This is a genomic window from Microbulbifer mixtoriginis (SeqCode), from assembly GCF_052466715.1.
Map to the genome: position 1 here is coordinate 849,696 of NZ_CP174288.1, position 25,245 is coordinate 874,940.

At 45.0% G+C, this 25,245-nt stretch carries 28 protein-coding genes; 5 read left to right on the plus strand and 23 right to left on the minus strand.

Going from position 1 to position 25,245, the window contains the following annotated elements; genetic code table 11:
- Positions 1-25: 25 nt before the first annotated feature.
- The 8 genes from nuoH to ACJJH9_RS03770 form a co-directional block, all read right to left on the minus strand.
- On the minus strand, positions 26-982 hold the full coding sequence (gene nuoH / locus ACJJH9_RS03735) for an NADH-quinone oxidoreductase subunit NuoH (protein ID WP_252084841.1): 957 nt from the start codon (positions 980-982) through the stop codon (positions 26-28).
- A gap of 3 nt (positions 983-985) precedes the next feature.
- Positions 986-3,826 carry an NADH-quinone oxidoreductase subunit NuoG gene (nuoG, locus tag ACJJH9_RS03740; protein WP_444924357.1) on the minus strand — a complete coding sequence of 947 codons (2,841 nt, stop codon included), beginning with the start codon at positions 3,824-3,826 and terminating at the stop codon, positions 986-988.
- A 56-nt stretch (positions 3,827-3,882) separates the two neighbouring features.
- The gene (gene nuoF / locus ACJJH9_RS03745; RefSeq protein ID WP_444924358.1) at positions 3,883-5,157 is read right to left on the minus strand and encodes an NADH-quinone oxidoreductase subunit NuoF; all 1,275 of its coding nucleotides are present in this window, start codon (positions 5,155-5,157) and stop codon (positions 3,883-3,885) included.
- Positions 5,135-5,701 carry an NADH-quinone oxidoreductase subunit NuoE gene (gene nuoE / locus ACJJH9_RS03750; RefSeq protein ID WP_444924359.1) on the minus strand — a complete coding sequence of 189 codons (567 nt, stop codon included), beginning with the start codon at positions 5,699-5,701 and terminating at the stop codon, positions 5,135-5,137. Before nuoE ends, nuoF begins: the two co-directional genes overlap by 23 nt.
- A 130-nt stretch (positions 5,702-5,831) precedes the next feature.
- Positions 5,832-7,637, minus strand: a complete 1,806-nt coding sequence (gene nuoC / locus ACJJH9_RS03755; RefSeq protein WP_252084845.1) for an NADH-quinone oxidoreductase subunit C/D — start codon at positions 7,635-7,637, stop codon at positions 5,832-5,834.
- Positions 7,638-7,678: 41 nt separating this feature from the next.
- Positions 7,679-8,326, minus strand: a complete 648-nt coding sequence (locus ACJJH9_RS03760) for a NuoB/complex I 20 kDa subunit family protein (RefSeq protein ID WP_444924360.1) — start codon at positions 8,324-8,326, stop codon at positions 7,679-7,681.
- 18 nt (positions 8,327-8,344) lie between these two features.
- The gene (gene ndhC / locus ACJJH9_RS03765; RefSeq protein ID WP_252084847.1) at positions 8,345-8,758 is read right to left on the minus strand and encodes an NADH-quinone oxidoreductase subunit A; all 414 of its coding nucleotides are present in this window, start codon (positions 8,756-8,758) and stop codon (positions 8,345-8,347) included.
- A 454-nt stretch (positions 8,759-9,212) separates the two neighbouring features.
- Entirely contained in the window at positions 9,213-9,971 is a 759-nt protein-coding gene (locus ACJJH9_RS03770) for a DUF3885 domain-containing protein (protein ID WP_444924361.1), read from the minus strand.
- A gap of 521 nt (positions 9,972-10,492) precedes the next feature.
- Here ACJJH9_RS03770 and ACJJH9_RS03775 point away from each other — a divergent pair.
- A complete protein-coding gene (locus tag ACJJH9_RS03775; protein WP_444924362.1) occupies positions 10,493-11,902 on the plus strand; it encodes a YdgA family protein in 1,410 nt (469 codons plus the stop codon).
- Positions 11,903-12,161: 259 nt separating this feature from the next.
- Here the strand turns inward: ACJJH9_RS03775 and ACJJH9_RS03780 are convergent, their stop codons facing one another.
- The gene (locus tag ACJJH9_RS03780; RefSeq protein ID WP_252084850.1) at positions 12,162-12,395 is read right to left on the minus strand and encodes a DUF5062 family protein; all 234 of its coding nucleotides are present in this window, start codon (positions 12,393-12,395) and stop codon (positions 12,162-12,164) included.
- Positions 12,396-13,002: 607 nt separating this feature from the next.
- On the opposite strand from ACJJH9_RS03780, the gene ACJJH9_RS03785 reads away from it, so the two are divergent.
- Genes ACJJH9_RS03785 through ACJJH9_RS03800 form a run of 4 tightly spaced genes read left to right on the plus strand, consistent with a single transcriptional unit; the run spans position 13,003 to position 13,785 of the window.
- Complete coding sequence (locus tag ACJJH9_RS03785) at positions 13,003-13,311, plus strand: hypothetical protein (RefSeq protein WP_444924363.1); 309 nt, start codon at positions 13,003-13,005, stop codon at positions 13,309-13,311.
- Positions 13,209-13,463, plus strand: a complete 255-nt coding sequence (locus tag ACJJH9_RS03790) for a reverse transcriptase domain-containing protein (protein ID WP_444925204.1) — start codon at positions 13,209-13,211, stop codon at positions 13,461-13,463. The genes ACJJH9_RS03785 and ACJJH9_RS03790 overlap by 103 nt, the downstream gene beginning before the upstream one ends.
- Positions 13,393-13,548: a hypothetical protein gene (locus ACJJH9_RS03795; protein WP_444924364.1), complete on the plus strand. Its 156-nt coding sequence runs from the start codon at positions 13,393-13,395 to the stop codon at positions 13,546-13,548. The genes ACJJH9_RS03790 and ACJJH9_RS03795 overlap by 71 nt, the downstream gene beginning before the upstream one ends.
- Before the next feature lie 30 nt (positions 13,549-13,578).
- Complete coding sequence (locus tag ACJJH9_RS03800; protein ID WP_444924365.1) at positions 13,579-13,785, plus strand: hypothetical protein; 207 nt, start codon at positions 13,579-13,581, stop codon at positions 13,783-13,785.
- A 262-nt stretch (positions 13,786-14,047) separates the two neighbouring features.
- On the opposite strand, the gene ACJJH9_RS03805 is transcribed toward ACJJH9_RS03800, so the two are convergent.
- The 14 genes from ACJJH9_RS03805 to ACJJH9_RS03870 form a co-directional block, all read right to left on the minus strand.
- Positions 14,048-15,292 carry a cytochrome-c peroxidase gene (locus tag ACJJH9_RS03805; protein ID WP_444924366.1) on the minus strand — a complete coding sequence of 415 codons (1,245 nt, stop codon included), beginning with the start codon at positions 15,290-15,292 and terminating at the stop codon, positions 14,048-14,050.
- Positions 15,286-15,543: a hypothetical protein gene (locus ACJJH9_RS03810; protein WP_444924367.1), complete on the minus strand. Its 258-nt coding sequence runs from the start codon at positions 15,541-15,543 to the stop codon at positions 15,286-15,288. Before ACJJH9_RS03810 ends, ACJJH9_RS03805 begins: the two co-directional genes overlap by 7 nt.
- Positions 15,544-15,874: 331 nt before the next feature.
- Positions 15,875-16,159 (minus strand): transposase, encoded by a 285-nt coding sequence (locus ACJJH9_RS03815; protein ID WP_444924368.1) that lies wholly within the window; start codon positions 16,157-16,159, stop codon positions 15,875-15,877.
- 268 nt (positions 16,160-16,427) lie between these two features.
- Positions 16,428-17,048 (minus strand): class I SAM-dependent methyltransferase, encoded by a 621-nt coding sequence (locus ACJJH9_RS03820; protein WP_444924369.1) that lies wholly within the window; start codon positions 17,046-17,048, stop codon positions 16,428-16,430.
- 622 nt (positions 17,049-17,670) lie between these two features.
- Complete coding sequence (locus tag ACJJH9_RS03825) at positions 17,671-17,916, minus strand: VF530 family protein (RefSeq protein WP_444924370.1); 246 nt, start codon at positions 17,914-17,916, stop codon at positions 17,671-17,673.
- 483 nt (positions 17,917-18,399) lie between these two features.
- Complete coding sequence (locus ACJJH9_RS03830; RefSeq protein ID WP_444924371.1) at positions 18,400-18,882, minus strand: YcxB family protein; 483 nt, start codon at positions 18,880-18,882, stop codon at positions 18,400-18,402.
- 658 nt (positions 18,883-19,540) lie between these two features.
- Positions 19,541-19,963, minus strand: a complete 423-nt coding sequence (locus ACJJH9_RS03835) for a GNAT family N-acetyltransferase (RefSeq protein WP_444924372.1) — start codon at positions 19,961-19,963, stop codon at positions 19,541-19,543.
- 18 nt (positions 19,964-19,981) lie between these two features.
- Positions 19,982-20,470, minus strand: coding sequence for a hypothetical protein (locus ACJJH9_RS03840; RefSeq protein ID WP_444924373.1), 489 nt, complete (start codon positions 20,468-20,470; stop codon positions 19,982-19,984).
- Between the two features lie 568 nt (positions 20,471-21,038).
- The gene (locus ACJJH9_RS03845; RefSeq protein WP_282933997.1) at positions 21,039-21,215 is read right to left on the minus strand and encodes a hypothetical protein; all 177 of its coding nucleotides are present in this window, start codon (positions 21,213-21,215) and stop codon (positions 21,039-21,041) included.
- Positions 21,212-21,754: a hypothetical protein gene (locus ACJJH9_RS03850; protein ID WP_444924374.1), complete on the minus strand. Its 543-nt coding sequence runs from the start codon at positions 21,752-21,754 to the stop codon at positions 21,212-21,214. The genes ACJJH9_RS03845 and ACJJH9_RS03850 overlap by 4 nt, the downstream gene beginning before the upstream one ends.
- Positions 21,755-22,546: 792 nt before the next feature.
- Positions 22,547-22,885: a hypothetical protein gene (locus ACJJH9_RS03855; RefSeq protein WP_444924375.1), complete on the minus strand. Its 339-nt coding sequence runs from the start codon at positions 22,883-22,885 to the stop codon at positions 22,547-22,549.
- The gene (locus tag ACJJH9_RS03860; RefSeq protein ID WP_444924376.1) at positions 22,876-23,286 is read right to left on the minus strand and encodes a hypothetical protein; all 411 of its coding nucleotides are present in this window, start codon (positions 23,284-23,286) and stop codon (positions 22,876-22,878) included. Before ACJJH9_RS03860 ends, ACJJH9_RS03855 begins: the two co-directional genes overlap by 10 nt.
- A 1-nt stretch (position 23,287) precedes the next feature.
- The gene (locus ACJJH9_RS03865; protein ID WP_444924377.1) at positions 23,288-23,905 is read right to left on the minus strand and encodes an HNH endonuclease signature motif containing protein; all 618 of its coding nucleotides are present in this window, start codon (positions 23,903-23,905) and stop codon (positions 23,288-23,290) included.
- A gap of 176 nt (positions 23,906-24,081) precedes the next feature.
- Positions 24,082-24,825 (minus strand): hypothetical protein, encoded by a 744-nt coding sequence (locus ACJJH9_RS03870; protein ID WP_444924378.1) that lies wholly within the window; start codon positions 24,823-24,825, stop codon positions 24,082-24,084.
- Positions 24,826-25,245 lie beyond the last annotated feature (420 nt).

Here is a 25,245-nt window from a genome sequence, read left to right on the forward strand (position 1 = left end):
ATACTGTGGGGATGTGATTGAATGCCTAGGCGATCCATAACAGTACTCCAGCGGTTGCGAGCAGATTAAACAGAGACAAGGGCAACATGACCTTCCAGCCAAATTTCATCAACTGGTCGTATCGAGGACGAGGAAGGGCTGCACGCAATAGAATGAAAATGGCAACCAGAAAAGCTGTTTTGAGGCAGAACCAGATAATAGGAGGGAGTAGAGGGCCATGCCACCCTCCTAGAAATAAAGTGGTGATTAGTGCGGATATCAGAATTACAGCAAGGTATTCACCAACAAAAAACATTCCAAACTTCATACCTGAATACTCAGTATGAAACCCTGCTGTTAATTCATGTTCTGCCTCGGGGAGGTCAAAGGGTGTCCTGCGACTCTCGGCGATACCGGCAATAAAGAAAACAATAAAACCCAGAAACTGGGGCACAATAAACCAAGTGTCCGCCTGGGCATTGACAATATCCCTCAAATTGAAACTACCGGACATCATCACTACACCCATCAGGCTCAATCCCATAAAGACTTCATAGGAGACTGTCTGTGCAGCGGCTCGGAGACCACCTAGTAGCGCATACTTATTATTAGAGGCATAGCCACCAAGGATTATGCTGTAAACGGCAATGGAGCTCATTGCAAGCACAAACAGTAGACCAATATTAAGATCGGCAACCCCAATACTTGGTGACATGGGCACTACGGCAAAAGCAATCAGCATGGTTGCCATAACGACTGTAGGCGCTAGAACAAAGACAGGAATATCGGCAAACCGAGGAATGAAGTCTTCTTTAAAGAACAGCTTAATCATATCGGCAAGAACTTGTAATGTGCCGAAGGGACCCACCCGATTTGGACCTGGCCGATCCTGCCAAAATCCAAGAAGTCGTCTCTCTCCCCAAGTGAGGATAGCTGCGAGTAACACGGTAACGATAAGTACACCGAAAATATTGAGCAGAGTAATCCAGATTGGTGTACTCATGGCTTATTGATCCTCGCTAATCATAGGTGCCACTGCCGGACGTAGAGAGGCATAGCCAGGAATCTGAGGAGCCAGGGTCTCCATTCCCGGTAATCCAAAAGGCACACCAATACACCCATGGGGTATGGTGTTGCAGGGTCTTATTTCTGCTCTATGGGTGTCATTGCTAGTTTCTATATCTACCAGTTCTCCCATAGTCAGAGTGTAGTGAGCTAGGGTATCTGGATGTATCAATATAAATGGACCGTCAATAATCTCAGAGAGAGACATTGATTGGTTACTGAGTTCCTCACTACCAAAGAGGCGATAAATGGGAAGCATCTGTACTTTATTGGAGGTTTCTGATGGATGCTCTAATTCACCACTAGAGGGGAGGTATTCAGAGATAGGTCGTGGAGCTCGTTCAATTCTTTTGCCTGACGGCCCCCCTTTACGCTCACCACCAACTTGTTGTTGAAACTTAAAGATAGATTGATTGGAGTTCCATCCTGGTGACCAAATATTTGCCTGGAGTGGAGTTTTATTGGGATTGTGTATGCCTTCCATACTGAAGCTCATGGGAGCATCAGGATCTTTAATGGGAGGTGTTTCTGAAACATGTTGTTGGGCGTGGATAGCGGTACGCCCACTATAACGGGCACTTTGTCGAGCGACCTTAAGACCATCTATGCGATAGTCTTCATTGGGGCCGAGATCAGCGAGAACCCCCAGCGTCGTGAACTCCTTCGCTATGGCATTACTGAGATCTGTACTGTGCTTCCAGCTGTTGATCACTGAGAGGTTAGCGGACTTCTCAGTACAAAAATCTACAGCATCCACAAGCCAGCGCCAGCTCTCCTGAATGTACCCTTTGCCTTCATAGACTGCATAAAACCGCTGGGCTAAACCATTATTATTTATATAAGTACCTTGTGATTCGGCCGTTGTAGATGCTGGGAAGATCCAGTTGGCTCTCTTGGCGGTAGGCGTAAGTAGAGAATCCATTAGAATAACTTCATCCACTAGAGAAAAAATCTTCTCTGCAGATGGTGTATCCAGTCGCCGATATAGATCATTTTCCAGCACAACAAGACTGGTTGGAATAGTATTCTTTGTTGTTGTCAGTGACTCTAAGAGCTGATCCAGATTGTTATCACTTTCATTAACAAGCTGAATTAATCCCAAGCTGTTAACTTCGCCACAGTTTAAATACAGATTAGTGGGTGACTTTTTGCGATCGCTTATTACGCAAGCCAGCTTGGCTACGGCGCTTAAAGTGTCGGGATGCCTGCTGGATACTCCGGATATAATCAGTGGATTAATCGCGTTTTCCAGTATTTGAGCCACGTGTCTAATCTGTTTCTGTAGTTCTGAGGTATTTTCAGTTCCCTGGTTGTTAGAATTTCTGATTTCCTCAGTGAGTTCATTAGTAAACTGTACAACTTTTTCTGGTGACTCAAACAGGGTAGTTTTGGCTATATCTGTGAGGTCGGTAAGCTCTGTTCCTATAAAAATAATCGGGCTGGGATCACCCTCTAGTTGTCTTACTGAGGCATCTTGCCACAAAGGAATTTTTAAATTTTGTGCCCGATTTTTTTGACGATTACGTGCTGCTTGACGCACAGCCAAGGCAATACGGGGCGCCGTGTTATAGATATCTTCACCGACTATCAGAACCGCATCTGCGGATTCTATTTCTGGAGTAGTGGGACTTTTTATTCGTTCGTCAGTCTGTATAGCGTTGATCTGTTGCAATAATTGCTGATCGAGACGGTTTAGCCCAGAAAAGAAATTGTCGGCTCCAACTAGTTGCTGTAGAGCAAAATTATTTTCTATTGATGCTCGGGGAGAGCCAACGCCAATGATCCGGCGAAGTTGGCGTTGAGCTGCGGTGACTTGTACCGATAGGTGTAGAACACCATCGCGGGGGTTTACTTTACAGTGAAGTTTATCTTTTGAATCTGCAGTGGAGCTAATAAGCTCCTCATTATGTACACTTAATACCTGATCAATGCGTGTTGAGCCATTGACATATTCGTACCCGAAACGACCTCGATCGCAGAGAAAGTAACCGTTTATATCGTGATGGAAGAGATTGGTAATACGCCTTAGTACAGGGTCGTTACCATTGCTGGATTCTCTTGCACCAGGTGCAGTGTTACACCCTACTGCACAGTGTTCACAAACCGAAGGCGCTGTTTGTAGATCCCATTTTCTAACAAAATGTGCACTGAATGTTTTATCAGTGAAAACACCAGTAGGGCAGACTTCAACCAAATTTCCGCTGAAGCCATTTTGTAGGCGACCTTCTTCTTGACGACCAAAATAAACCTGATGATTACGACCGAGTGCCTGTAAATCACTCCCTCCAGCATAATCGTTGTAAAACCGTACACAGCGATAGCAAGTAATACACCGATTCATTTCATGATTGATAAATGGACCAAGATATTGATTGCGATGTGTGCGCTTGGTGCCCCTATAGCGGCGCATGGTGTGACCTGACATTTCAGTCATATCCTGCAAGTGACACTCACCACCTTCCTCACAAACTGGACAGTCGTGGGGATGATTGGTCATCAGGTCTTCAATGATACTACCGCGAAATTCTTTTGCTGCCTCGGCATTGACACTGTAGATACCACCATCTCGAACTGGTGTCATACAGCTCATAATTAATCGACCCGATTGGTCTTCACTGTCTTTATATTCGATCATGGCACATTGCCGGCAAGCACCTACCGAGCCCATTTCAGGGTGCCAGCAAAAATAGGGGACATTTAGACCTACAGTCAGACAGCTGCTGAGAAGATTTTGATCGCCATCAACCTGATACTTCTCGCCATCGATCGTTATGGTTGGCATCGTTAATCCATTATTTATTTGATATTATTGGGAGTCCGGCCAATCTCTTTCGCTAGTTATTTATAGGGGCAACAGCCTTTCTTGATATGATCTATATAGTCCTGTTCAAATAGTTTGAGGGAACTCTGAATGGGTTCTGCTGCCCCAGGAGCCAATGCACAGAAAGTTTTACCTGGGGCAATACGCTTACATTGCTCATGTAGCAATTCTAGGTCTTCGGGCAGACCTTCCCCACTCTCGATTCTTTGTAGAACTTTCACAATCCAGGGCAAGCCATCTCGGCAAGGAGTACACCATCCACAGGATTCACGCGCAAAAAACTGTGTAAGATTTAGTACCAGCCCAATAGGACAGGTTTTATCATCTAACACAATAATTGTACCGGTCCCCATACGGCTACCAGCCTTGCCGATCACGTCATAATCCATAGGGAGATCGAGGTGATCGGGCCCCAGGAAATCAGTAGATCCTCCGCCTGGTAGGAAGCCTTTTAGCCGAAGTCCATCTCGCATGCCACCGGCATACTGTTCAATAATTTCGCGAATAGGGGTACCCATTGGCAATTCCCAAGTGCCGGGATTTTTGACTTTGCCGCTGACGCCAAATATTTTACTGCCAGCATCCTGTCCGACGCCCAAGCCACGGTACCAGTTGACTCCATATGCTACCAAATGGGGTATATTGCAGAAGGTTTCTACATTATTTACAACTGTAGGTTTACCCCATAAGCCACTTACTTGAGGGAATGGTGGTTTAGCTCTGGGGATTGCACGTTGCCCTTCGAGAGCATTGAGAAGCGCTGTCTCTTCACCGCAGATATAATTACCTGCACTGCGATGCACAAAAATTTCCAATGAAAAATCACTATCAAAAATATTTTTTCCGATAAGACCTTGAGATTTTGCTTCCTCTATTGCTCGCTCCAGGCGTTCTGCTGCCAGGTGATATTCCCCGCGAATGAATATGTAACCAATGGATGCGCCTATGGCGTAGGCAGCAATTGCCATCCCTTCTAATAATAAATGTGGATCACGCTCCATAAGGAGGCGGTCTTTGAATGTGCCCGGCTCCATTTCATCTGCGTTGCAGACAACAAACTTTTGCTCAGGGGATCCTTCGCCTCGGGGAACAAAGCTCCACTTCAATCCAGTGTTAAATCCCGCCCCACCGCGTCCACGTAACCCGCCATCTTTAACAAGATTGATAATGTCATCCGGTACCATAGAGTGCGCTTTGCGCCATCCTTGGTAACCATCATTATCCAGGTACCGGGTGATATCTGCTGCGGTATTTTCTTTGGTGATATTTTTAGTGAGAGGATTTGTCAGCATGGATTTGTTTCTTTTTATCGATTAGTGCGTCGATAGCTGATTCATCGAGGTTTCTATACATTTCCTCTCCCAGCATAAGTACAGGCGCTTTATCACAATCGCCTAAGCAGGGAGCCTCCAATAGAGTAAATATTCCATCATTTGTTGTCTGCCCTGGTTCAATTTGTAGACTCTGGCTTATGTGTTTTTGTAATTGATCACAGCCCATAACCCAGCAGCTGGCACTTTTACAAAGCAAGATCACTTCTTTCCCAACGGGCTGACGAAAAATCAGTTGAAAATAAGTGGCTACGCTCTCCAGTTGGGCTACAGGCATCTCCAAGTAGTTTGCAATGGCCCGTAGACTACCGTCTGAAATCCAGCCCCGATACTTTTGTACGATTCTAAGTGCTTCTAAACCCACAGAAGATTTTCCCTCATAGTGAGAGGCCTCTTCATCAATTTCTCGCTTTTCCTCATCGGTGAGGGTTTCGGAGATTTCTTCTGGATTCTTGTTACTTTGCTCCATTACTTCGATCAGTTCCGGTTCTAGTACGCTGGACATTTTCGCCTCCTATAGTCGAATCACGGAGGCATCTAGAAGATGCTACTGCCGCCGGTGGTTACTGCGACATAAGAGCATCGAATCCTGTATTTCATAAATCTCCCCATAATCTAAACTGAATTTATTGTTGTTATCGGTCAACATCTGCCATAACAAAATCAATACTGGCAATGATTGCAATAAGATCCGCAATTAACAGCCCCCGTGACATAAGTGGAATCATTTGTAAATGTGGGAATGAGGGGGTACGTATTCTTGTGCGGTATGATGTCGTCCCTCCATCGCTGACAATTTGATAACTGTTGAGACCTTTAGTGGCTTCGATTGGGAAACACACTTCACCGGCGGGCATTACTGGTCCCCAACTGTTATTTACAAAGTGTTGGATGAGGGTTTCTATATCCTGCATAGTGCGCCCCTTTCGTGGAGGCGTCGTCAATGGGTGATCGGATTTATAGGGCCCAGCTGGCATATTTTCCAGGCACTGACGGATAATGCGCAGGCTCTGCCACATTTCATCCACTCGCACACGACACCGATCAAAACAATCACCACCATCATAGCTGGGAATATCGAATTCAAATTGGTCATAGCCACTGTAAGGGCGTTTTTTACGTAAATCCCATTCAAGCCCGGTTGCGCGCAGACCGGGACCCGTCACTCCCCACTCCAGTGCTTCAGCGGTATTGTAGACGCCGATGCCCCGTGTACGTTTTTGTAGCAGTTTATTTTTGATTACCATCCCGTCGTAATCGCGCAAGCGTTGTGGCATATAGTCGAGAAATTCCCGGACCATCTTTTCCCAACCCTCTGGCAGATCCTGGGCTACACCGCCGATCCGAAACCAGGCCGGATGCATACGCCCACCAGTGATGGCCTCGACTATGCCAAAAAGTTTCTCTCGGTCGATAAACATGTAAAAGACAGGGGACATCTGTCCGACGTCCTGAGCAAAGGTGCCGAAAAAGACGAGATGGCTGGAAATGCGGAAAAACTCGCACATCATTACACGAATAACTTGGGCACGTTCGGGCACCTGAATTCCGGCGAGTTGCTCCAGAGCCAATACGTAGGGCAGGTTATTCATAACGCCACCCAGGTAATCAATACGATCTGTATAGGGCACATAGGTGTGCCAGGCTTGGCGTTCTGCCATTTTTTCTGCGCCGCGATGGTGATAACCGATATCCGGTACCGCATCCACTATTTGTTCACCATCGAGTTGCAGGGCGATGCGAAAAACGCCATGCACACTGGGGTGGTTTGGCCCCAAATTTAGAAACATAAATTCTGAGTCTTCATTGGCACGAGCCATGCCCCAATCTTCAGGACGAAATAATAGTGCCTCTTGCTCCTTACGCTCTTTTTCTTCAGAAAGACTGAAAGGGTCTACTTCTGTGGCGCGTGCATGATGATCCTTACGCAGGGGATGTCCTTTCCAGGTAGTGGGCATCATAATCCGACGCAAATGTGGATGCCCTTCGAAATTAATCCCAAAGAGGTCCCAAACCTCCCGCTCATACCAGTTGGCGTTTTGCCAAATGTCATCAATTGATGGCACTGAAAGCTTGGATTCGGCCAGAGCGACCTTAATGCGGATAAATAAATTGCGAGTGAAAGATAGGAGTTGGTAGACCAGCGTAAAATCACTAGCTGGCTGCTTTTCTGGTCCTTCTCCGCGGTTTACTCGCAAGCGCTCATCTATTGCGCTGAGGTCGTAAAGCATGGCGAATGGACGAGAAATATCTACCTTTAGAAATTGCAATATGGGAATCAGGGACTGGGCATCTACCCATAGAGTGGGCATATCTCCACAATTTGGTTGTAACCAGTAATTGTGCAAATGATATTCCTGGTCGAGATCACGCAGGAATAGCTCAGCCTCCTTGCTATAGGCAGTCTCACTGTGAATACTTTTTGCTATAACGCCTGTCATGAGGGTCCCATTGTTATTGTTTTATTAGAGCGCTTTAAGCTTTAAACCGTATCTGGAGAGCGCAATATTTCCGTACGCATCCGTTCTTCTCGATGCAAATCCCGCTGGCTTGGTTTGGCTACTTTTCTGGTTCCCTGTTCGTCCACTACCCAACTGAAATTTCTGCGCTCGGCAGCAACGGATTTTTGTAGCAGAGTGAGACCCTGCAGTAATGCTTCTGGGCGTGGGGGGCACCCGGGGACATAGACATCAACAGGCAAAAATTTATCGACACCTTGCACCACGCTGTAAATGTCGTACATGCCGCCAGAGTTGGCACAAGAGCCCATGGATATCACCCAGCGAGGCTCGATCATTTGTTCGTAGAGCCGCTGTACCACAGGCGCCATTTTTAGGAATACGGTGCCAGAAATTACAATAAGATCAGCTTGCCGTGGCGTTGCACGAATGACTTCTGCGCCGAAACGGGAGATATCATGGCGGCTGGTAAATGCAGTGGCCATTTCCACATAGCAGCAGGAAAGCCCGAAGTTAAATGGCCAAAGTGAATTAGAGCGTCCCCAGGCGACTAACTCTTCCAACTTGGCGAGTAGAACATTTTTTTGCAGGTCTTCTTCGAATTCCTCGCCACTTGACTTACGGGAGTCAGAGGCGATGACATCATCTGCCTTACTCAGCTGCCAGCGCATGGTGTTTTCCTGGTTTCTTTATTGATTATTTTTGCGGCCAATCAAACTTTTTTGTTGTCCGCCCCACTCCAATGCACCCAGGCGCCATAGGTAGATCAGCCCTACCAGTAGGATGACAATAAAGATTGTGGCTTCGATAAAGCCGAGAAGTCCGGTCTCAAAGAAGGCAATTGACCAGCTAAACAGATAAACCGCTTCCAGGTCGAATACAATGAATAAAATGGCAACCAAATAGTAGGCAACTGAAATTCGCAGGCGAGCACTGCCCTGGGAGATAATCCCGGATTCAAAAGGTTCATCTGTTGCGGGATCTCTTCTCTTCTGCCCGAGAAAATAGGAAAGGCTCAGCATCAGGACAATTAGTGCGAGTACAGCTAGGCAATAAACGACAAGAGGCCAGACTTCCGGGTTGAGCTGCTCTGGGTAGTTCAACTTCTTTCTCCCCGTTTTTCTTATGGGTCACGCCCGAATTGATTCTTAGTACCGCCGCGAAAATACTTGGTATTTTTTTGATAGGAACGATTTCTGGTACAGAAAACGAATGGAATACTTTTGAGTTGCCCTCTACTTCAATGAGGTGCCTGCTAGCTCCCAAAATCCTTGTTTGCTTGTTCACTGTTTATAAGGCTTAGTCCAAGATTACGCCAGTATCACTAAGGAACGTTTAATTCTTATACCTTTGCTTTTTATTAGATGGAATTCTGTGATAATTAACGTCAGTGATCGGAAAACTTAATTTTGTGTCAATAAATGGAGATATTTAAGACATGTATGGCGCAATAAAATAGGTGAAAAGGCGATGCAAGATAGAGAGAGCTGGGATTGGGATTCGTATGGGGAGTGGTGCGGAGATAAATCAGGGGACTGTGCCCCCCGATTTAAGGCGTTAGCCAAAATTCGTGTCCATCATCTCTCTATCGTAGTCGAGAAGGTATGAGTCGAATTTCTTGTATAGCTGAGACAGTATGGCCTTGTTGCCAATAACGTCCATGCCTCGAACATCATAAGGCCAAGCTTCAACTCCTTTAGTTAGATCAAAGAGGTAGATGTTTACTAGCGGACATGGCTTGACGCCTAAGTCTTGTGCCATGCTGCACCAAAGTAGCTTCTTCAGACTTGATTTGGGTAGTTTTATCGCAATTGTATGCCAGTAATCTTCAGTTTCCCCCTCAATCCAGCCTTCATCTACCGCTACACGCTCAAGCCAGTGCTCTTTCTCTTTCTCTTTCACTTTCTTGGGAAATAATCCAATGTTTCTAAGCTCACGAAAAATGGAGATAGAAGAAGCTAGGGGTTCGTTACTAAAGATACGGTAACAGGCAACAATCTCCTTATCGAATATTTCTTCACATATTTCGTGAGATTTACGTAATGCTAAATCAAATTGATCGAGCCAATCTCCACCTAAGGAAAGCTCAAAACGAAGACCTCCTTTGTGGGTATAGAACAAAGGTCTTTCGAAAGCTTTTCCGGAAAATTGAGACTGGATAGATTCTCGAATATGCATTGTAGCCTTAACGCCGTCATAACCAGCTGGAGCACATAGTGCAGAGGTCCAGGCAGCTTTGCTGGCAATGGTTGATGGCTTTGGTACACCCAACATGGGCGTGGACGAATGGGGTGAAAGCCCCTGTAGGAAGATCACCGTTTAATGGATTCCATTAAATGCTAACTAATAATGAATGGCAACTGTAATACCGCAAGGTCTTGTGGGGAGGAGGTCGATAGAAAAACTACGAGCTGGCCAAGGATACAGATGCCGGGAGATCTAACGGGTAAAGTAAGTGATGCACTTTAAAGATGAATGCAGGCAATAATTACAATCACAAATACATGAATTTATACTTTCCGGTGGCCCAGCAAACTGAATCTCAACTTACCAATGGTTACATTTACGCGATCCCTTATAGAATATAAAAGCTTGTACCAATTACAACTAATTACAGCGTTCGCATTTTCGGCGAACAAGGCTTCCCGCCTCCAATATTAAGGATTAGATGTGGTGATTTTTATTGAGTCCACTTTACATATTGTTGTTATAGGGGCGTCCGTTTGTAGTTTACACCAAGAAAGAATAAGTATTTATATTTTAGCTTACAGCTGCCTGTAAATATGAGATAATAATAGACTTACTTCTCAGCCAATTTGTAGTTTGGATTTGTTTTAATGAAGAAATTATTGAGTGTATTGCTTCCAGCAGCAGTGCTTACTGGTGTTGTTGCACCGAAAATTGCCGGCATTCAACTTGAGTCATCCATTGATGAAATAGTCACTGCCGCAAATGAAAATTCGGCATACACGGTTGAAATAAAAAGCATGGATTCATCCTGGTTTTCAACCCAGACTACCTTTTTGGTAAGCATGGATTTCAATGCTTTCTCGGATGTGTCAGATACCCCTGAACTTGAATCTTTTTCTGTAGAAGTAGATTTCAGTGCTTCCCACGGCCCCTTTCGCTTCGGTGAACATGCCGGTTTCGGATGGCTTGGCTGGACACTAGAAGCTGCCGGTGATCAATTACGTGAACATTTGGTGTGGGCTGAGCAAACTCCTTTTTACCAGCTTCATGGCAATATGAATGTTCTAGGTGGTTATTACTATAACGACAGCATTACGCCATTTACTACTGATATTGAAGATCATAAAGCTCAGTTAACTTTCAGCGGTTTCCAGGGTAAAGGGCAATATCAGGATGGGCAGCTAACTTACCAGGGGGGTGCCGATAGCCTTACTGTCACTTCTGAGTTAAGGGACGTCAAGGCTGAAAGTTTGACTATGGATATGACCATGGCTTCCTCCTTTAAGGCAATCTTTGAAAGTGCTTTTTATGATTCTGATATAACAATTAACCTTGGTGCCATCAGTTTAAATGATAGAGAACAAAACGAAAATATTGACATTGCTGACCTATATGTGAAGGGCAGTACTGAATTCAACCAAGAAAAACAACTGGGAAATATGCAGGTTTCCTACGGCTCTAAAAAGGTCGACATAGCTGAATTCCATGGTGAAGATCTGGCTCTTGAGATTGAGGTCGCCAATATCAGCCAAGAATTTTTGAAGTCTTATCAGGATTTTGCGAACTCACTCAATACGCTGCCTGCTGAAGAGGCAGGAGCCAAGGTTATGGAGTTTATGAACGCTAATCTGTTATCTTTAGTGGCTGGCGAACCTCAAGTGAATGTTACCAGCTTACGTGGTACTTTCCCGCAAGGCAGCTTTAACAGTAACCTGCATACTAGCTTAGTTGGCATTAGCGTGTTACCGGAGCAACCACTAGATCCGGCTTTTTGGCTGTCACATGCCTTAGTTGACGGCAAGCTAAGCGGCGATAAAGCCCTGATTGAATTTATGGCCGTACAAGTGATGAAAGCTCAATTGAAAAATAACCCGCAAACCCAAGGCATGAGTGAAGAGCAGCTGGAGCAAGTAGCTGCTCAACAAGTACCAACCATATTAGCGTCTCTTGAGCAACAAGGTTTGTTAGTATCAAGCAATGACGGCTACAGTTCCAATATCAGCCTGAAAGACAGCGAGTTTAAGGTGAATGAAAAACCTATGCCGTTGCCCCTTTAACGGATATTAGCTGTTTGTGATTGAAGTGGCTTATCTTAAGCCACTTTATACTCCTCTTCTAAGGCTGACGATTTATCGGTTTTTTTGTGTTAACGGTGTTTACCTAAGCTATAAACAAAGCCGGATATGGTTTTGTTTTTATTTGTGGTGAAACGTAGGAATATCGGCGCTAATGGCTGCTAATCCATGACTATGACTTTTTAAGCCCTTTTAGTATGGCTACCAAATACTTCCTGGTCTTACGATAAAACCCCTCTCTTCACTGCTTTGAGGCCCATATTGCTAACCTATGCATGATAGCTTTCTGTGATATTTTGTCTTCTGGAAGCGGTTGAATTAATTTATCGTGAACTAAAAGACGATAAATATATTCGAGTTTCTCGTGAGCTGAATCGGTAGCTTCGAATTCGACAACGCCTCGCTTGGTGCCATATGCAGTACCGAGTGCTATAGCCTTTTTCACCATCTCTTTTTCGTTTTTGAGTTTCTTCATTATCATCTCTCAAAGAGGTCGTCGATATTACGCACCTAACGCCCGCCTCAACTGCCGGAGGCTACTGTCACCTTATTTATTAAGGTTTTGGCAAAAAAGATGACAATGGCTGGAGGTCAATTTACAGACGCTTGGTGCACTCAGCATGGGCCTGGACTAATAGGGCGAAAGTCCCCAGTAGGAAGATCACCGCTAATGGATTCCATTAAATGCTAACTACTAGCGAATGGCAACTGCAATACCACGAGGTCTTTTGGGGAGACAGCCGTCAGCAAAACTTCGAGCTTACGAACAGAAACATTCAATAAGGTTTAGCTGGGTGATCTAACAGGTAAAGTCAATGATGCAGCTGTGCAGTGAAAGTTCACGTTCTTATCTAGGGAGATCTGTTTAGCTGTCAGCGTGGGCGCTGACTCATAAGTAGGTCCACCACTATCGTGGAGTAGAAAAAATGGTGGAACATAGCCAGCGCCTCGGTCAGAAATGACCAGGGTGATTTAACGGAACTCAGCCGACGGCCTAGTAGCCAAATGCCAAGATTAATACCTTGGACACGGTGAAGGCCTCAACCAAACTCCAGGGTTAAAAGACAGGGCAGCCTACCGATATGTTGCCATCCGGCAATAAAGGTGCCGCAGGCATTGATGGGATTACCATCGATGAGTTTGTTCAGCACTTCAAGGTAATTGGCGATGCATTGTTGAAATTATTCGGCAAGGCCATTATCAACCGCTTCCCGTTAGGCGAGTCTACATTCGCTAGCCAGATGGTGGTCAGCGAGGTCTTGGGATACCTACAATCTTTGATCGTGTTATTCAGCAAGCTGTTGCCCAAGTTATCCACCCAATCTTCGATAAAACTTTTTCGGAGTTTAGCTATGGCTTCCGTCCAAAGCGATCACAGTATCATGCAGTGAGCAAGCTTAGAAAATATATCGAGGAAGGGAAACGAATAGCGGAGGATGTCGATTTATCTAAATTTTTTGATCGAGTAAATCATGATTTCCTTGATCGCAAGCTACTTGCGCGCAGGATGTGTAGAAGATGGATATTGGAAAGCCTGTCATGAGGGGGCGCCACAAGGTGGCCCTTTATCGCCGCTGCTCTCCAATATTGTACTCGACCTACTAGACAAAGAACTGGAAAAACGTTGATATAATTTTATCCGCTATGTGGACGATTTTGTGATTGTAGTTTCCTCTAAACGCGCGGGTGGACGGGTTATGGCGAGTATTAAACGCTTTGTTGAGCGCAAGCTTAAGCTCAAGGTGAACGATACTAAAAGCCAAGTAATCCCCGATTGTTTTGAAACCCGCAGGCAGCAAGTTGCGTCGATCAGTGCTCTCGAACTTGCGTCGAAACCTCTCCCCGATATCCCTACTATCCGGTAGTTTCTAATTCATCAGGCGTTGATAGGGATAAAGTCTAGAAGTCAGATTCAAGGTTGATTGACTCTCGTAACCAGTCCCTGATGTTGGATTCAAAGCTATCTGGGTATGGGAGGCATTTTTCATCGAGAATGAGGTCGGGATGTTTAGTGACACGGGCTACCATCCAGCTGAGCGAGATGTCCGAAAGTCTACTACCTGAATAGGATTCAGTGATATTGAATGGACTCCAGACATCCAAACATGCTCGACAATTTGATTATCGTCAGCGGCGCAGCGGCGCCTCGCCTTCGGGGTGTTCGAGGTCCTTTTCGTCGAACGCGTCGTCGGTCAACGTCTTCAGGAACGCCACGACCGCGGCTTCCTCTTCGTCTGTCAGCCCGAGGTTGCCCAGCTCGGCCCGGTTGACGTTCTTAGGGACTTCGGGTTTAGGCCAGCCGGTGATTCCGAAGTTCGGGTCGGTTGCGTCGGGCACTTCACCGAGCGTATCACGGGTGTTGTAGAAATGGACGATTTGCTCGAGCGTGGCGAACACGCCGTTGTGCCCGTAGGGTGGGGTGATCTCAATGTTGCGGAGAGTGGGGACCTTGAATTTACCATTCTGCGATCCGTCGGGGTGCTTGGCGGCGATCTCTGGCCGACCGCCCAGGCCCAAGTCGAGTGGCAGGCTGTCGACGCCGTGCAGGCCGGCGATTCGCGGGTTCACAGGGAGTCCCAGGTTATCGTAGGTGAAGTCGGTGAACAGGGCGTGCGGGTAGTTCGCCGGCGGCTTGCTACTATGGCAGTTGCTGCATTTTGCTTTGCCGTTGAACAGTTGGAGTCCCAACTGTTCCTGCGGGGTCAGGTCGATCTTGCCTGCAACGTAGTAGTCGTACTTGGAGTTGAACTCGGCGAACTCGTCAGTGGGCTCGAAGGACCCGATTGCGGCGCCGAACTTGGGGTAGACCATCTCGACCTGTGGCCACTTGAGGTCTACGCCGTAGAGCCGCCGGAAGGCCTCGAGATAGACCGGATTCTCCGCGAGGCGCGCGAGGACCGCCTCTTTGTTCGGCATGGCCATCTCCAGTGGGTTGAGTGGCGGTCCGATTGCTTGGTCTTTCAGCGAGTTGGCCCGGCCATCCCAGAACTGCCCGCCGACATAGGTCTGGTTCTGCTCATCCCAGTGGAATGGGGGGCTAAACGTCGCGTAAGCGGCGGTCTGGGCGTTGCGCGTGCCAAATTTCCCGGGCTCGGACCCGGGGGAGACCGGCATGTTTACGGGATCGGCGGCGCTGCGTGGATCGGCGAAACCGGCCGAGTGCGCGTGACAGGTGACGCAGCCGGTGTTACGCCTGGCCGAGATGTTCAGGTCGTTGTAAAGAAGGAATCCCAGCTTAACCCGATCGGGGAGTGGGGTGTTCTGCAGCGGCGGAAGCGCCGCGGGTGTCGTGTCTGATGTGGTGGCCGTTTCCCCCGTCAAAGGGAGGACGAAGACCGAGAAGGCAATCATGGTGCTGGCCACGATCAACATACCCAGCCTCCGCGCCTATTAGCTTTAATTATCTTGCTGTAATCCTCGTACTTTGCATACTGCTTTACAGCAAATTCTTTCGCTGAAGCTACAATTTCGCTTCTTCCCTTTCTTTCAGAGACAGGGAACATTTTAATCTTATCCGCTGTATACATTGTCGTTACATTACATAGCGCCAGCTTCCACTGCTCCTTGGAAAGATCAGCGTATTTTGAAAAAACACTATAAAAAAATCTTGTATCTTTACTCATGAGTTAAGAGACCTGATTTCATGTAATAGTTGACCAGGGGACCAGTGGTTCACTATCTATCTTTCTATTAAAAACTCTTTAAGCCCCAAAGCGAATCTATTAGCTACCTTAGATTATAGATTTCCTATAAACTGGCAATCAGATATATTTATTTGCAATTCAATAATCTACGGTAGCCTAGCCTCTTTAAAAAAATAGCTCAGGGGCGTGGCGCACATAAGCCAGATTGCCAGACTCTAACCACCGTTAGTAAATTTAAACGCCTATTTCAGTCCTTCCACCCCAGTCTGTTGTGCTCAATTCCAACCGAACGCTTCTCTAAGCACATTTCTCAAATTCGATAGAGGCTAGGTCCACCAGTAATGTATGTATTCTGCGTGAGTTGTAAAAAAGTAATATAGGCTCTTACATCTGCTATCGCCTCCTCCCTTGTCGGATAGAGATTTCCCATTAACCACTCTCGCTTCAGGCCCTTTATCCAGCGTCGCAGGTTATTGGCAGTTGTTCCTGCAGCCTCTGATACCTTAGAAATCGAATCTCCTTGTTCAGAGATAAGAGTTTTTACGTCTTTCTTAAATGCCGGATTGAAATGCCGACGTGTACCTTTTGTTTTCATACTTCACCTTGCTCGGTAGTTTTACCATCTTCTCGAAGTGTCTGGATGGATTAGATCACTACACTGAACCTAAAATCCATAAGCTACAAGGCAGGGCTAGACCACCGATATGTTTCCAGTTAGATATGGTTGAGGTAGCGCACTGCCATGACATTCAACTCGATTGAAGAGCTGCTCGACAGTATCGTTGGGTAGAGATTTACTACGGATAGGGAACCGCCCATTGCGGACATGCATGATGGGTGGTGTGGGGGCCAGTAGCTAGAAACTACCGGTTACCCAGTTTAGATTTTTTTCTCGCTACGATGGAGAATATATGCCAATGGTGCGGTGTACCATCTGCAGTTTCTCCTAAAAAGTCATGTTCATTCCACTTTAATAGCTCAAAGTTACTAAGGTGTTTTTTAATCTTCGATTCATTCATAATTAGAGTATCACTCCAAAATGCTTCCTTATCATACTCAGGCCCAGCCATTGTGTCTTTCGGCCCCAGGAATGAACCGCAAAATATTCCACCCTCTGTCAAAGAGTTAGTTATTTTCAACCAAACTGACTCAAAATCTTTTTCAGGGCAAAAGAAAAGACTGGCATCAGCAACTACCAGCGAGGACTCAGGATAATGGAAAGTATTAAAGCTATCCCTTGATAGAATAACCTGCTCATCATCTTTGAATCGTTTACGACATCTAGATATAGATTCATTCTCGATATCAAAGGCATGAACCGTGAAATTATTACTGCGCAAATAAGCTATATCTGATCCTGCTCCACAGCCACAATCAACAGCAACCCCTTTTCCTTTTACTTTGCTAAGAGCAAAAATTAAATCTTCACGAGTATCACTATGTTCTGTTGAGTCATAATAGTTTGAGATTTCTTTCGTTGACATTCCCTATCTCCGATGAGTAGAAAATCTAACGCCGCGAACAGTAGCCGAGCGTAGCGAGGTCCAGCCCCGAAGGGGCGATGCTGTCTTTACTTGGTATGCCCAGCATGGGCGTAGCCTAATGGAGTGAAAGTCCCCTGTAGGAAGATCACCGTTTAATAGGTCCATTAAATGCTAACTACTAGCGGATGGCAACTGCAGCACCGCGAGGTTTTGTGGGGAGGAAGCCGCTAGTAAAATACGAATTGATGAAAAGAAAAATCCTATAAGCCTGGAGGCGCGGTGCCCAGGGACACCGAAGCCATGTGGTCTACCGGGTAGAGTAAATGGTGTAGTTGGATAGTGAAAGTTAACGTTCTTATCTGGGGAGATAGGTTTAGCTTGCTGCAGTAAAGTTGTCTGCGTGGCCGCTGACTCAGAAGTAGCGCACTGCCATGATACTCTACTCAAATGAAGAGCTGCTCGATACTATCGTTGGGTAGGGATTCAACGGATAGGAAACCGGCCATTGCGGACTGGCACGACGGGTGGTGTGGGGGCCGGTAGCTAGAAACTACCGGCTATCCGATTTATGCGCCTGTCCCGGCCTAATCACAGCGACATCTATGTGGTTACCCAATAGTGCTTATTTACGATTACCCCACGGAGATTTATTTTCAAAAGTTGAGATATACAGATTCTCGACTTTATCTCGCGCCCACTGGGTTTTGCGTAAAAACTTGAGCGAAGACTTAATTGATGGGTCGCTCTTAAAGCAATTGATATTAATCCTATCTGCCAAACCATCCCAGCCATAATGCTCCTGCAATCGTGTAACAACTTTCTCAAGAGTAATACCATGTAGCGGATTATTTGGTTGTTCTTTATTCATTCTTCAATCAATACCCTATGTTTAATGACGCATAATGCCGCGAGCATGGGCGTGAACTAATGGGGTGAAAGTCCCCTATAGGGAAATCACCATTTAATGGTCGCCATTAAATGTTAACTACTGGCGAATGGCAACTGCAACACCAGGAAGTCTTGTGGGGGAGGGAGCTACTGGCAAAACTACGAGCTGACGAATAGAAACATCCTGTAAGGCTTAGCCAGGGGGGGGTGGTCTAAGGGTAGAGTCAATGGTGCAGCTGCCAGTCTGGCCGCTGACTCAGAAGTAGCGTACTGCCATGATACTCTACTCAAATGAAGAGCTGCTCGACACTATCGTTGGGTAGAGATTCAATACGGATAGGGAACCGCCCATTGCGGACCCGTACGATGGGTGGTGTGGGGGCCGGTAGCTAGAAACTACCGGTTACCCGATTTATGTATTGTATAAGCTGCATTGTAGGCACAATTTTAATTTTTATTGAAATCAATGTTTACCCTTAATCTTGGCAACTATCTCATTAATTAATTCAGCAGGTAATAACGATTTAGACAAGTACTGCTGCCCCCCGGATTTAGCCACCAAAATAAGCCCTAAATCGGTTTCAATAATACGCTCGATATCTGTCCACAACAGAGCTGTTATCGTATAAGGATTCTGTGTCTGGATTCCATCCTTATCTATGGTTAATTTCACTTCACTACCGGCACTTTTCCCAAGCATCTGCCGTGCTAACCACCAAGCTCTTCGATATCGAATGTGAATCAGTTCCAGCACGCCTAATGCAATTAACGTGCAACTTGCGATCTTAGGTTGCTCAGTAAATAACAGTAATCCCGCCCCAGAAGATAATAATAATGTAGGAAGAAGATAATTGGGCTTGACATTTCTCCCATGGGGTAGAGACTGATCATAGCATTCGGCAAGGTATTCTCTAGATAAGGTAAATTGAGTATTAAAAGGCTGCATAAAAACAACTTATTGTGTCTGGTAAATTTGTCGTAGCACTACAATGAGTGTCAGGATGATTCTTTAAGCTAATGTCAATTACGCCACATCTCTCAATAAGCCCCGACTTAGCCCCACATAACGCCTTTAGCAACGGCAAATTACGAAATCTAAGGCGTAGTAATTTGTCCACTTGCCTAAATTTGGCACACCCAGCATGGACGTGAACTAATGGGGTGAAAGTCCCCTGTAGGAAGATCACCGTTTAATGGGCGCCATTAAATGCTAACTACCAGCGAATGGCAACTGCAATACCGTTGGGTCTTGTGGGGAGGAATTCGTTAGCAAAACTACGAGCTGGCGAACAGAAGCATCTTATATGGCCTGGAGGCAAGGTGGCCAAGGACACCGAAGCTGGGTGATCTAACGGGGAGAGTCAATGATGCAATTGTGTAGTGACTGTTCACGTTCTTATCAGGGGAAATCTGTTTAGCCTGCTGCTGTGGAGCTGTCAGAGTGATCGGTGACTCAGAAGTAGCGCACTGCCATGACACTCAACTCAAGTGAAGCGCTGCTCGACACTATCGTTGGGCAGAGATTACGGATAGGAACTGCCCATTGCAGACCCGCACGATGGTGGGTGTGGGGGCCGGTGGCTAGAAACCACCGGCTACCCGATTTATATGACTGTAAGCGTCATTTGGTAAAATTTATCATCTTCGTTTTCTATGACAAACCCTAGGCGACCATAAAGTCTATATGCTGGACTACGTTTAAATACTCGTAGATCAATGAACCCTAGTTGTTTTTGCCTCGCAAGCTCGGTTACCTTAGAGATAACTAAAGTGCCTAACCCTTTGTTTTGTTGATTAGATACAACTTGAATATCTCGTAGTTGACAGCGATTGTTTTCAAATGAGAGTCTAACAATCCCAAAAACTCCATCATCATTCACTACATCATAATTCTCAAGATTTTCAATTGCACTGCGTACATCTGATAAAGTCCAGTCAACGCCATACATGTCATAGTACTCCTGCATGTTGGCAAGAGTAAGTTTTGCAGATTTATCTAAGTCTTTGGTTTTAATAAATTGTATCATTGGTCAAGTCATAACGTCTCAAACACCGGGCGTCGCGACAGTGGCGTCCGAATGATTTGACTTATTGGAAGTGAAGTGGTCAGCAATTTGAGCTTCCACTTCTTTTCTACAAATCTCAATTACTTTATCGCCCACCTCGTCATTTAATGAAGATTTAAATATGCATTGAATAAAAACGCCTTTTTCACCAGAACTAAAAGACACATTTTTGTAGCGAAGACCTAAAAGATTACTTAAATCTTGATCTTGGAGCTCTACAACTTCTTTTTGAATTTGATGATGTAAATTGCCATTCCAGACAAGGTTTGCTATGACAGGGGCGGCCTTGAGGTTCTCCTCATGATTCTGGCCTCCCTCAACTTGAATAGTATAATTCTTTGAAGTGGATACTTCGCAAGCACCAAGAAAAAGAACGGTTATTAATAAAATGGCCCTCATTTGAAACTCCTTACCTCTAACGCCTAAAGCACCTGTGGCAAAACCAGAGCGAAGCAGCGGTTTTGACATCGGGTGCCTTTACTTGATGAGCCCAACATGGGCGTGAACTAATGGGGTGAAAGTCCCCTGTAGGAGGATCACCATTTAATGGATTCCATTAAATGCTAACTACTGGCGAATGGCAACTGCAATACCACGAGGTCTTGTGGGGAGGAAGCGGCTAGTAAAGCTATGAACTGACGGACCGAAACATCCTATAAGGTCAAACCGGGTGCTCTAACGGGTAGAGTCAATGATGGAGCTGTGTAGTGAAAGTTGACGTTCTTATCTGGGGAGATCTGTTTAGCTTTCTGCTGTGAAGTTGTCGGCGTTGCTGCTGACTCAGAAGTAGCTCACTGCCATGATACTCAACTCAAATGAAGACTTGCTCGAGACTTTCGTTGGGTAGGGATTCATTACGGATAGGGAACCGCCCATTGCGGACCCGTACGATGGGTGGTGTGGGGGCCGGTAGCTAGAAACTACCGGCTATCCGATTTAGCGCTGGGGTGGGCCCTGCGGTTTTGATTTAATCGGTAAAGAATGCAGTTTTTGGGCGATCTTTCTTTTTGCTTCTTCTTCCGATTTAGCCTCTTTATCACTTTTTGTCGTTTGTTGGTTCATCATCATCCTCAATCTCTTCAGTTAGTGTCTCTGGTGATCCGACAACCGATGGTTCATCATTTATGTATGTTGGGTTATCTTGAAGAATCTTCTTAGCTCTCTTTCTAAGCTCTTCAGGAGTTAATGGTTTTTTTCTTTCGTTCTTGCTCATGAGATGGCCTTCACAAGATAGTGCTTGTGATTCTTTTCACTAGCAGCTTTGCTGTATGTATATCCGAATGACGAATAGTATTCGATCAATTTTTCATCAATTGGGTCAATTATGCGTAATTCATCAGCTCCAATAACATTTGCATACAGCTCGGCAACTGAGATGGTTATAGGAACAATCCGCCCTCTAAGAGGACATGAAGACGGCCTAGATTCGATAAATTCTAGGCGAAGTCGTGTGCCTGCGTAGCTAGGTCTACCTAAGCTTAGGCCTGCAAGGGTATTTCCATACCAGGTGGCCAGTTCAAATCGCTTGGGATTTCTATATGAATAATCCTGATAGCCGCTATCCCAAGGCCAATCAACTCGCCTATTAGGGTCTTCATCCCATAGCTTTGCCTGCATTAGGGCCTTTTGACAAATGTTACTGAGACGAATGTTGTTTCTATCGGTATAGTGAAGCTCTTTCAATATGGCGTCTCTAGCCATTTCTCTAAATGATTCATATCGCCTTTCGGCATCCTGATGTGTTGCTAACATGTTTCTTCCTTGTGATATTCGCTAGCGGCCCTTCAACTGTCGGAGGCTATTGGCACCTATTGTGCAGTTTTTTTTGCAAAAAAGGTGACAGTGGCCGGAGGTCAAATTGCAGGCCCTTGGTACCCCCAGTACGGGCGTGGGCTAAAAGTCCCAGGAAGGATCACCATTTAATGGATTCCATTAAATGCTAACTACTAGCGAATGGCAACTGCAAGACCGTGAGGTCTTGTGGGGAGGAAGCCGCTGGCAAAACTACGAGCTGACGAACAGGAATATTCTATAAGGCTTAGCCAGGAGGGGAGGTGGCCAAGGGCACCGAAGCCGGGTGATCTAACGGGTAGAGTAAATGATGCAGTTGTGTAGTGAAAGTCCACGTTCTTATTTGGGGAGATTTGTTTAGCTTGCTGCTGTGAAGCTGTCAGCGTGACCGCTGGCTCATTAGTAGGCTCAATCCGCTAGCCACCATTACGGGGGTGAGAAACAGCGGTGAAACACAGCAGCGCTTCGGTCAGCAATGATCAAGGTGATTAAATAGAAGTCAGCCGACGATATAGTAGCCAAATGCCAAGATGAATACCTTGGGCATGGTGAAGGCCTGAACCTAAATCCACGAGTTAAGGGGCAGAGCTAGCCTACCGATATGTTTCCAGTTGGATAAAGTTGAGGTGGCACACTGCCATGACACTCAGCTCAAATAAAGAGCTTCTCGGCACTATCGGTGGATAGAAGTTTATTACCGATAGGTAACCGCCCATTGCGGATCCAAATAATAGGTGCTATGGGGGGGCGCAGTTAGAAAGTACCGGATACCCGATTTATGTTTTTGAAAAAAAGGACAGCCTTTGATATTTCACTAAACATTGACTTCCTATACTCACCTTCAAACTCAAATATAAATGTTGCTTTTGACTTCATAATAAAATCAAACTCTAGCTCTGCTGATTTCGATAAAATCGATATATCTGCAAATCTAATCTCTTGTGCTATGTGCTTTTTTAATGAAATAGCATTAAGGCAAGATTTGCGATCAATTGAATCATGTACGATTAGCAGGTCTATGTCATTGTAGCTTTGTGAGTCGTTGAAATAGGAGCCAAAGCCATATAAAGTAGTTCTCAAATTTAGAGCCATCCATTCTCTTGAAAGTGATCTCTTTCATGCTGCGTCATATATGTCCAATACTTTTTTCTATTTATTGCAGCCATAAACCCTGAAATATCGAAAATACCCACATTTTCAGACATACAGTATCGTTTAACATCTAAGGAGTAGTCACACCAGTTTGAGCTTATTACGACAGCATCCAGCGAACCATAATTTTCACAAGCCTCAATATATTCAGCCACATCAAATGAATAACATTCGCAAATAAATACTCTTAACACACTTCCACTGTGCAAGCTAATACTATACAAGCCAGGCTCGATATTTTCTAAAGAATCTACTTTACTGTGCTCATGCATTCGCTGCTCAAAGAACTTGTAATTCCGGTAATAACTCATCCAAGGGAATTCTTCGTTGTGTGCTGTCATCTCAATTTCCAAAAATCAATTCATCAAAATCCGAAGGAAAGCGCAGAACTGCCTGATATGGGATCTCATCATTAACCCATTTTTCATAACTTTCTACGTGAGTTATAAATTTACTAACAACCCTTTGCTCTAACTTTGAGAAAAGAGTTCGATTTTCCTGAAGAACTTTTGCAATTTCACGATTGTTAGGAATAATCGTTGAAAGGCGAGCTGATATCCATAGAGCATAAACCTGATCGTTGTTTGGGTTCCTCTGAGCATTATCTGATAAGGGCCCATATTGTTCCCATGCTTGTCGATTTTCAGATAGATAGATTGATAACCTGTTTTTTAATTGCTCGACATTTTCAAACTTTTCCTGTGAAAGCCTGTTTGAAATATATCTTTCGTGCTCAGCCTTCATTTCGTGAAGAAGATCTACTGTAAATTCAAACTCGTTTTCTGCTTTGTCTATTAATGTATGATGATTTGGGCACAATAAAATTAGATTCTCATAACTATCACGCTCAATATCTGGCTGCGATGGATCGTAACGGCTTGAACCCGCTTTATTTCCCTTTATATGTGCCATTTCACCTAGTGTATAAGGTGCTGCTCCCCCCGCATCTTCAACTGACAATTTCTCTGAACACCTCCTAAAAGAGCAAATTCCAGCTGAATTTGACCATAGCAACTTAATTGATTTGCTTGTAATAGTCACTTGACTTCCTATGATATAAGTATTGAAAACATAACTCCCGCATTTGCGGCTAGATTGAAGCGCAGGTGAAAACCAGTCTGACAACATACGTGTTGTTAAGCATTGTCCACAGTTACAGTTGCGAAACTCTTTAGTTCAAAGGTAGTTCCAGGCTTGACGTATGTATACCTTCCTGGAAGTCCTTTTTTAATCCCCATGTGACATAAACTTTCAATAACGGAGCTCAATACAGAGTGGAATCTTTGAAGGTCATCAATATCCAGTGAGGGCAGATATTTTTCATGGACTATCCTATTTCTGATCTCCTGCATTTCCTTAATGCCATCGAAAATAGTTTCAGCCTGATTATACTTGCAAATGCTTACAGCTCTTTTTAATGATTCTTTGTATTTTCCTTTTGATGCTACTGAAGAAGCTTTCTCGGCAAGGCTTGATATAAAACCCATATAATCACCAGAATCCACCAATTCCTTAAGCTGTACTGTTCCCCTTCCATCCTTACTACCAACGTAGTCGTGCATATAATTTGGGTGCTTTATAAAAAGACACTTGAAAAACTGCTTCAAGGCTACTTCGTAAGTAGTGCACAAGCTGACAAGTGTTTGGGCCGCAAAGTGATTAAGAGAGCTTTTTAAGCTTTTTTCAGCATGATTCCTTAAGTCTGAAGCAGAATCAGGATGATGAAGGTTAGGATCAATCGTAAAATAGGTCATTGAGTCCTTGTGCGAATCCATCGCAGACTGATTGGTTACATATCCGTACATATCTTTAAACGCAACAAAATCTTCTAGTGCCTTCCACGCCCAATGGTCACCATCAAATTTCTCTTCGATCATCATTGTCCCTTTCTTGCCTATCAGTTAACTCAAAAGCAGCCTCATTATATCATCAGTTAATATATCCCAAGAGTAGAAAAACCCTCTAGCCAGGAAAAACAAATGAATCAGTATGCTAGCCAACATTGGTGGAAAATTGCTCTGGTAGATATATTGCGGCTTTTGATCATAGGCTTAAACCATTCAAATCAATAAGTTAACGTTCTTTTTACTGTGGATATGTGCAGCTGCTCTTGATCCTCGAAATGGAGAGATTGGAAAAGCAACAGGATGTATATAAAAGCAGCAGTGTGAGGCAGTTATGGATGATCTATTGCTTCAGGGTTCCTAGTTGAAAGGCAGTGAAGAGTATCAGTCTTAACTGCCATTTTTATACGCAACCGAAATTTTCAAAGCCTGAGTAATCAAAAATATAGGCACAAA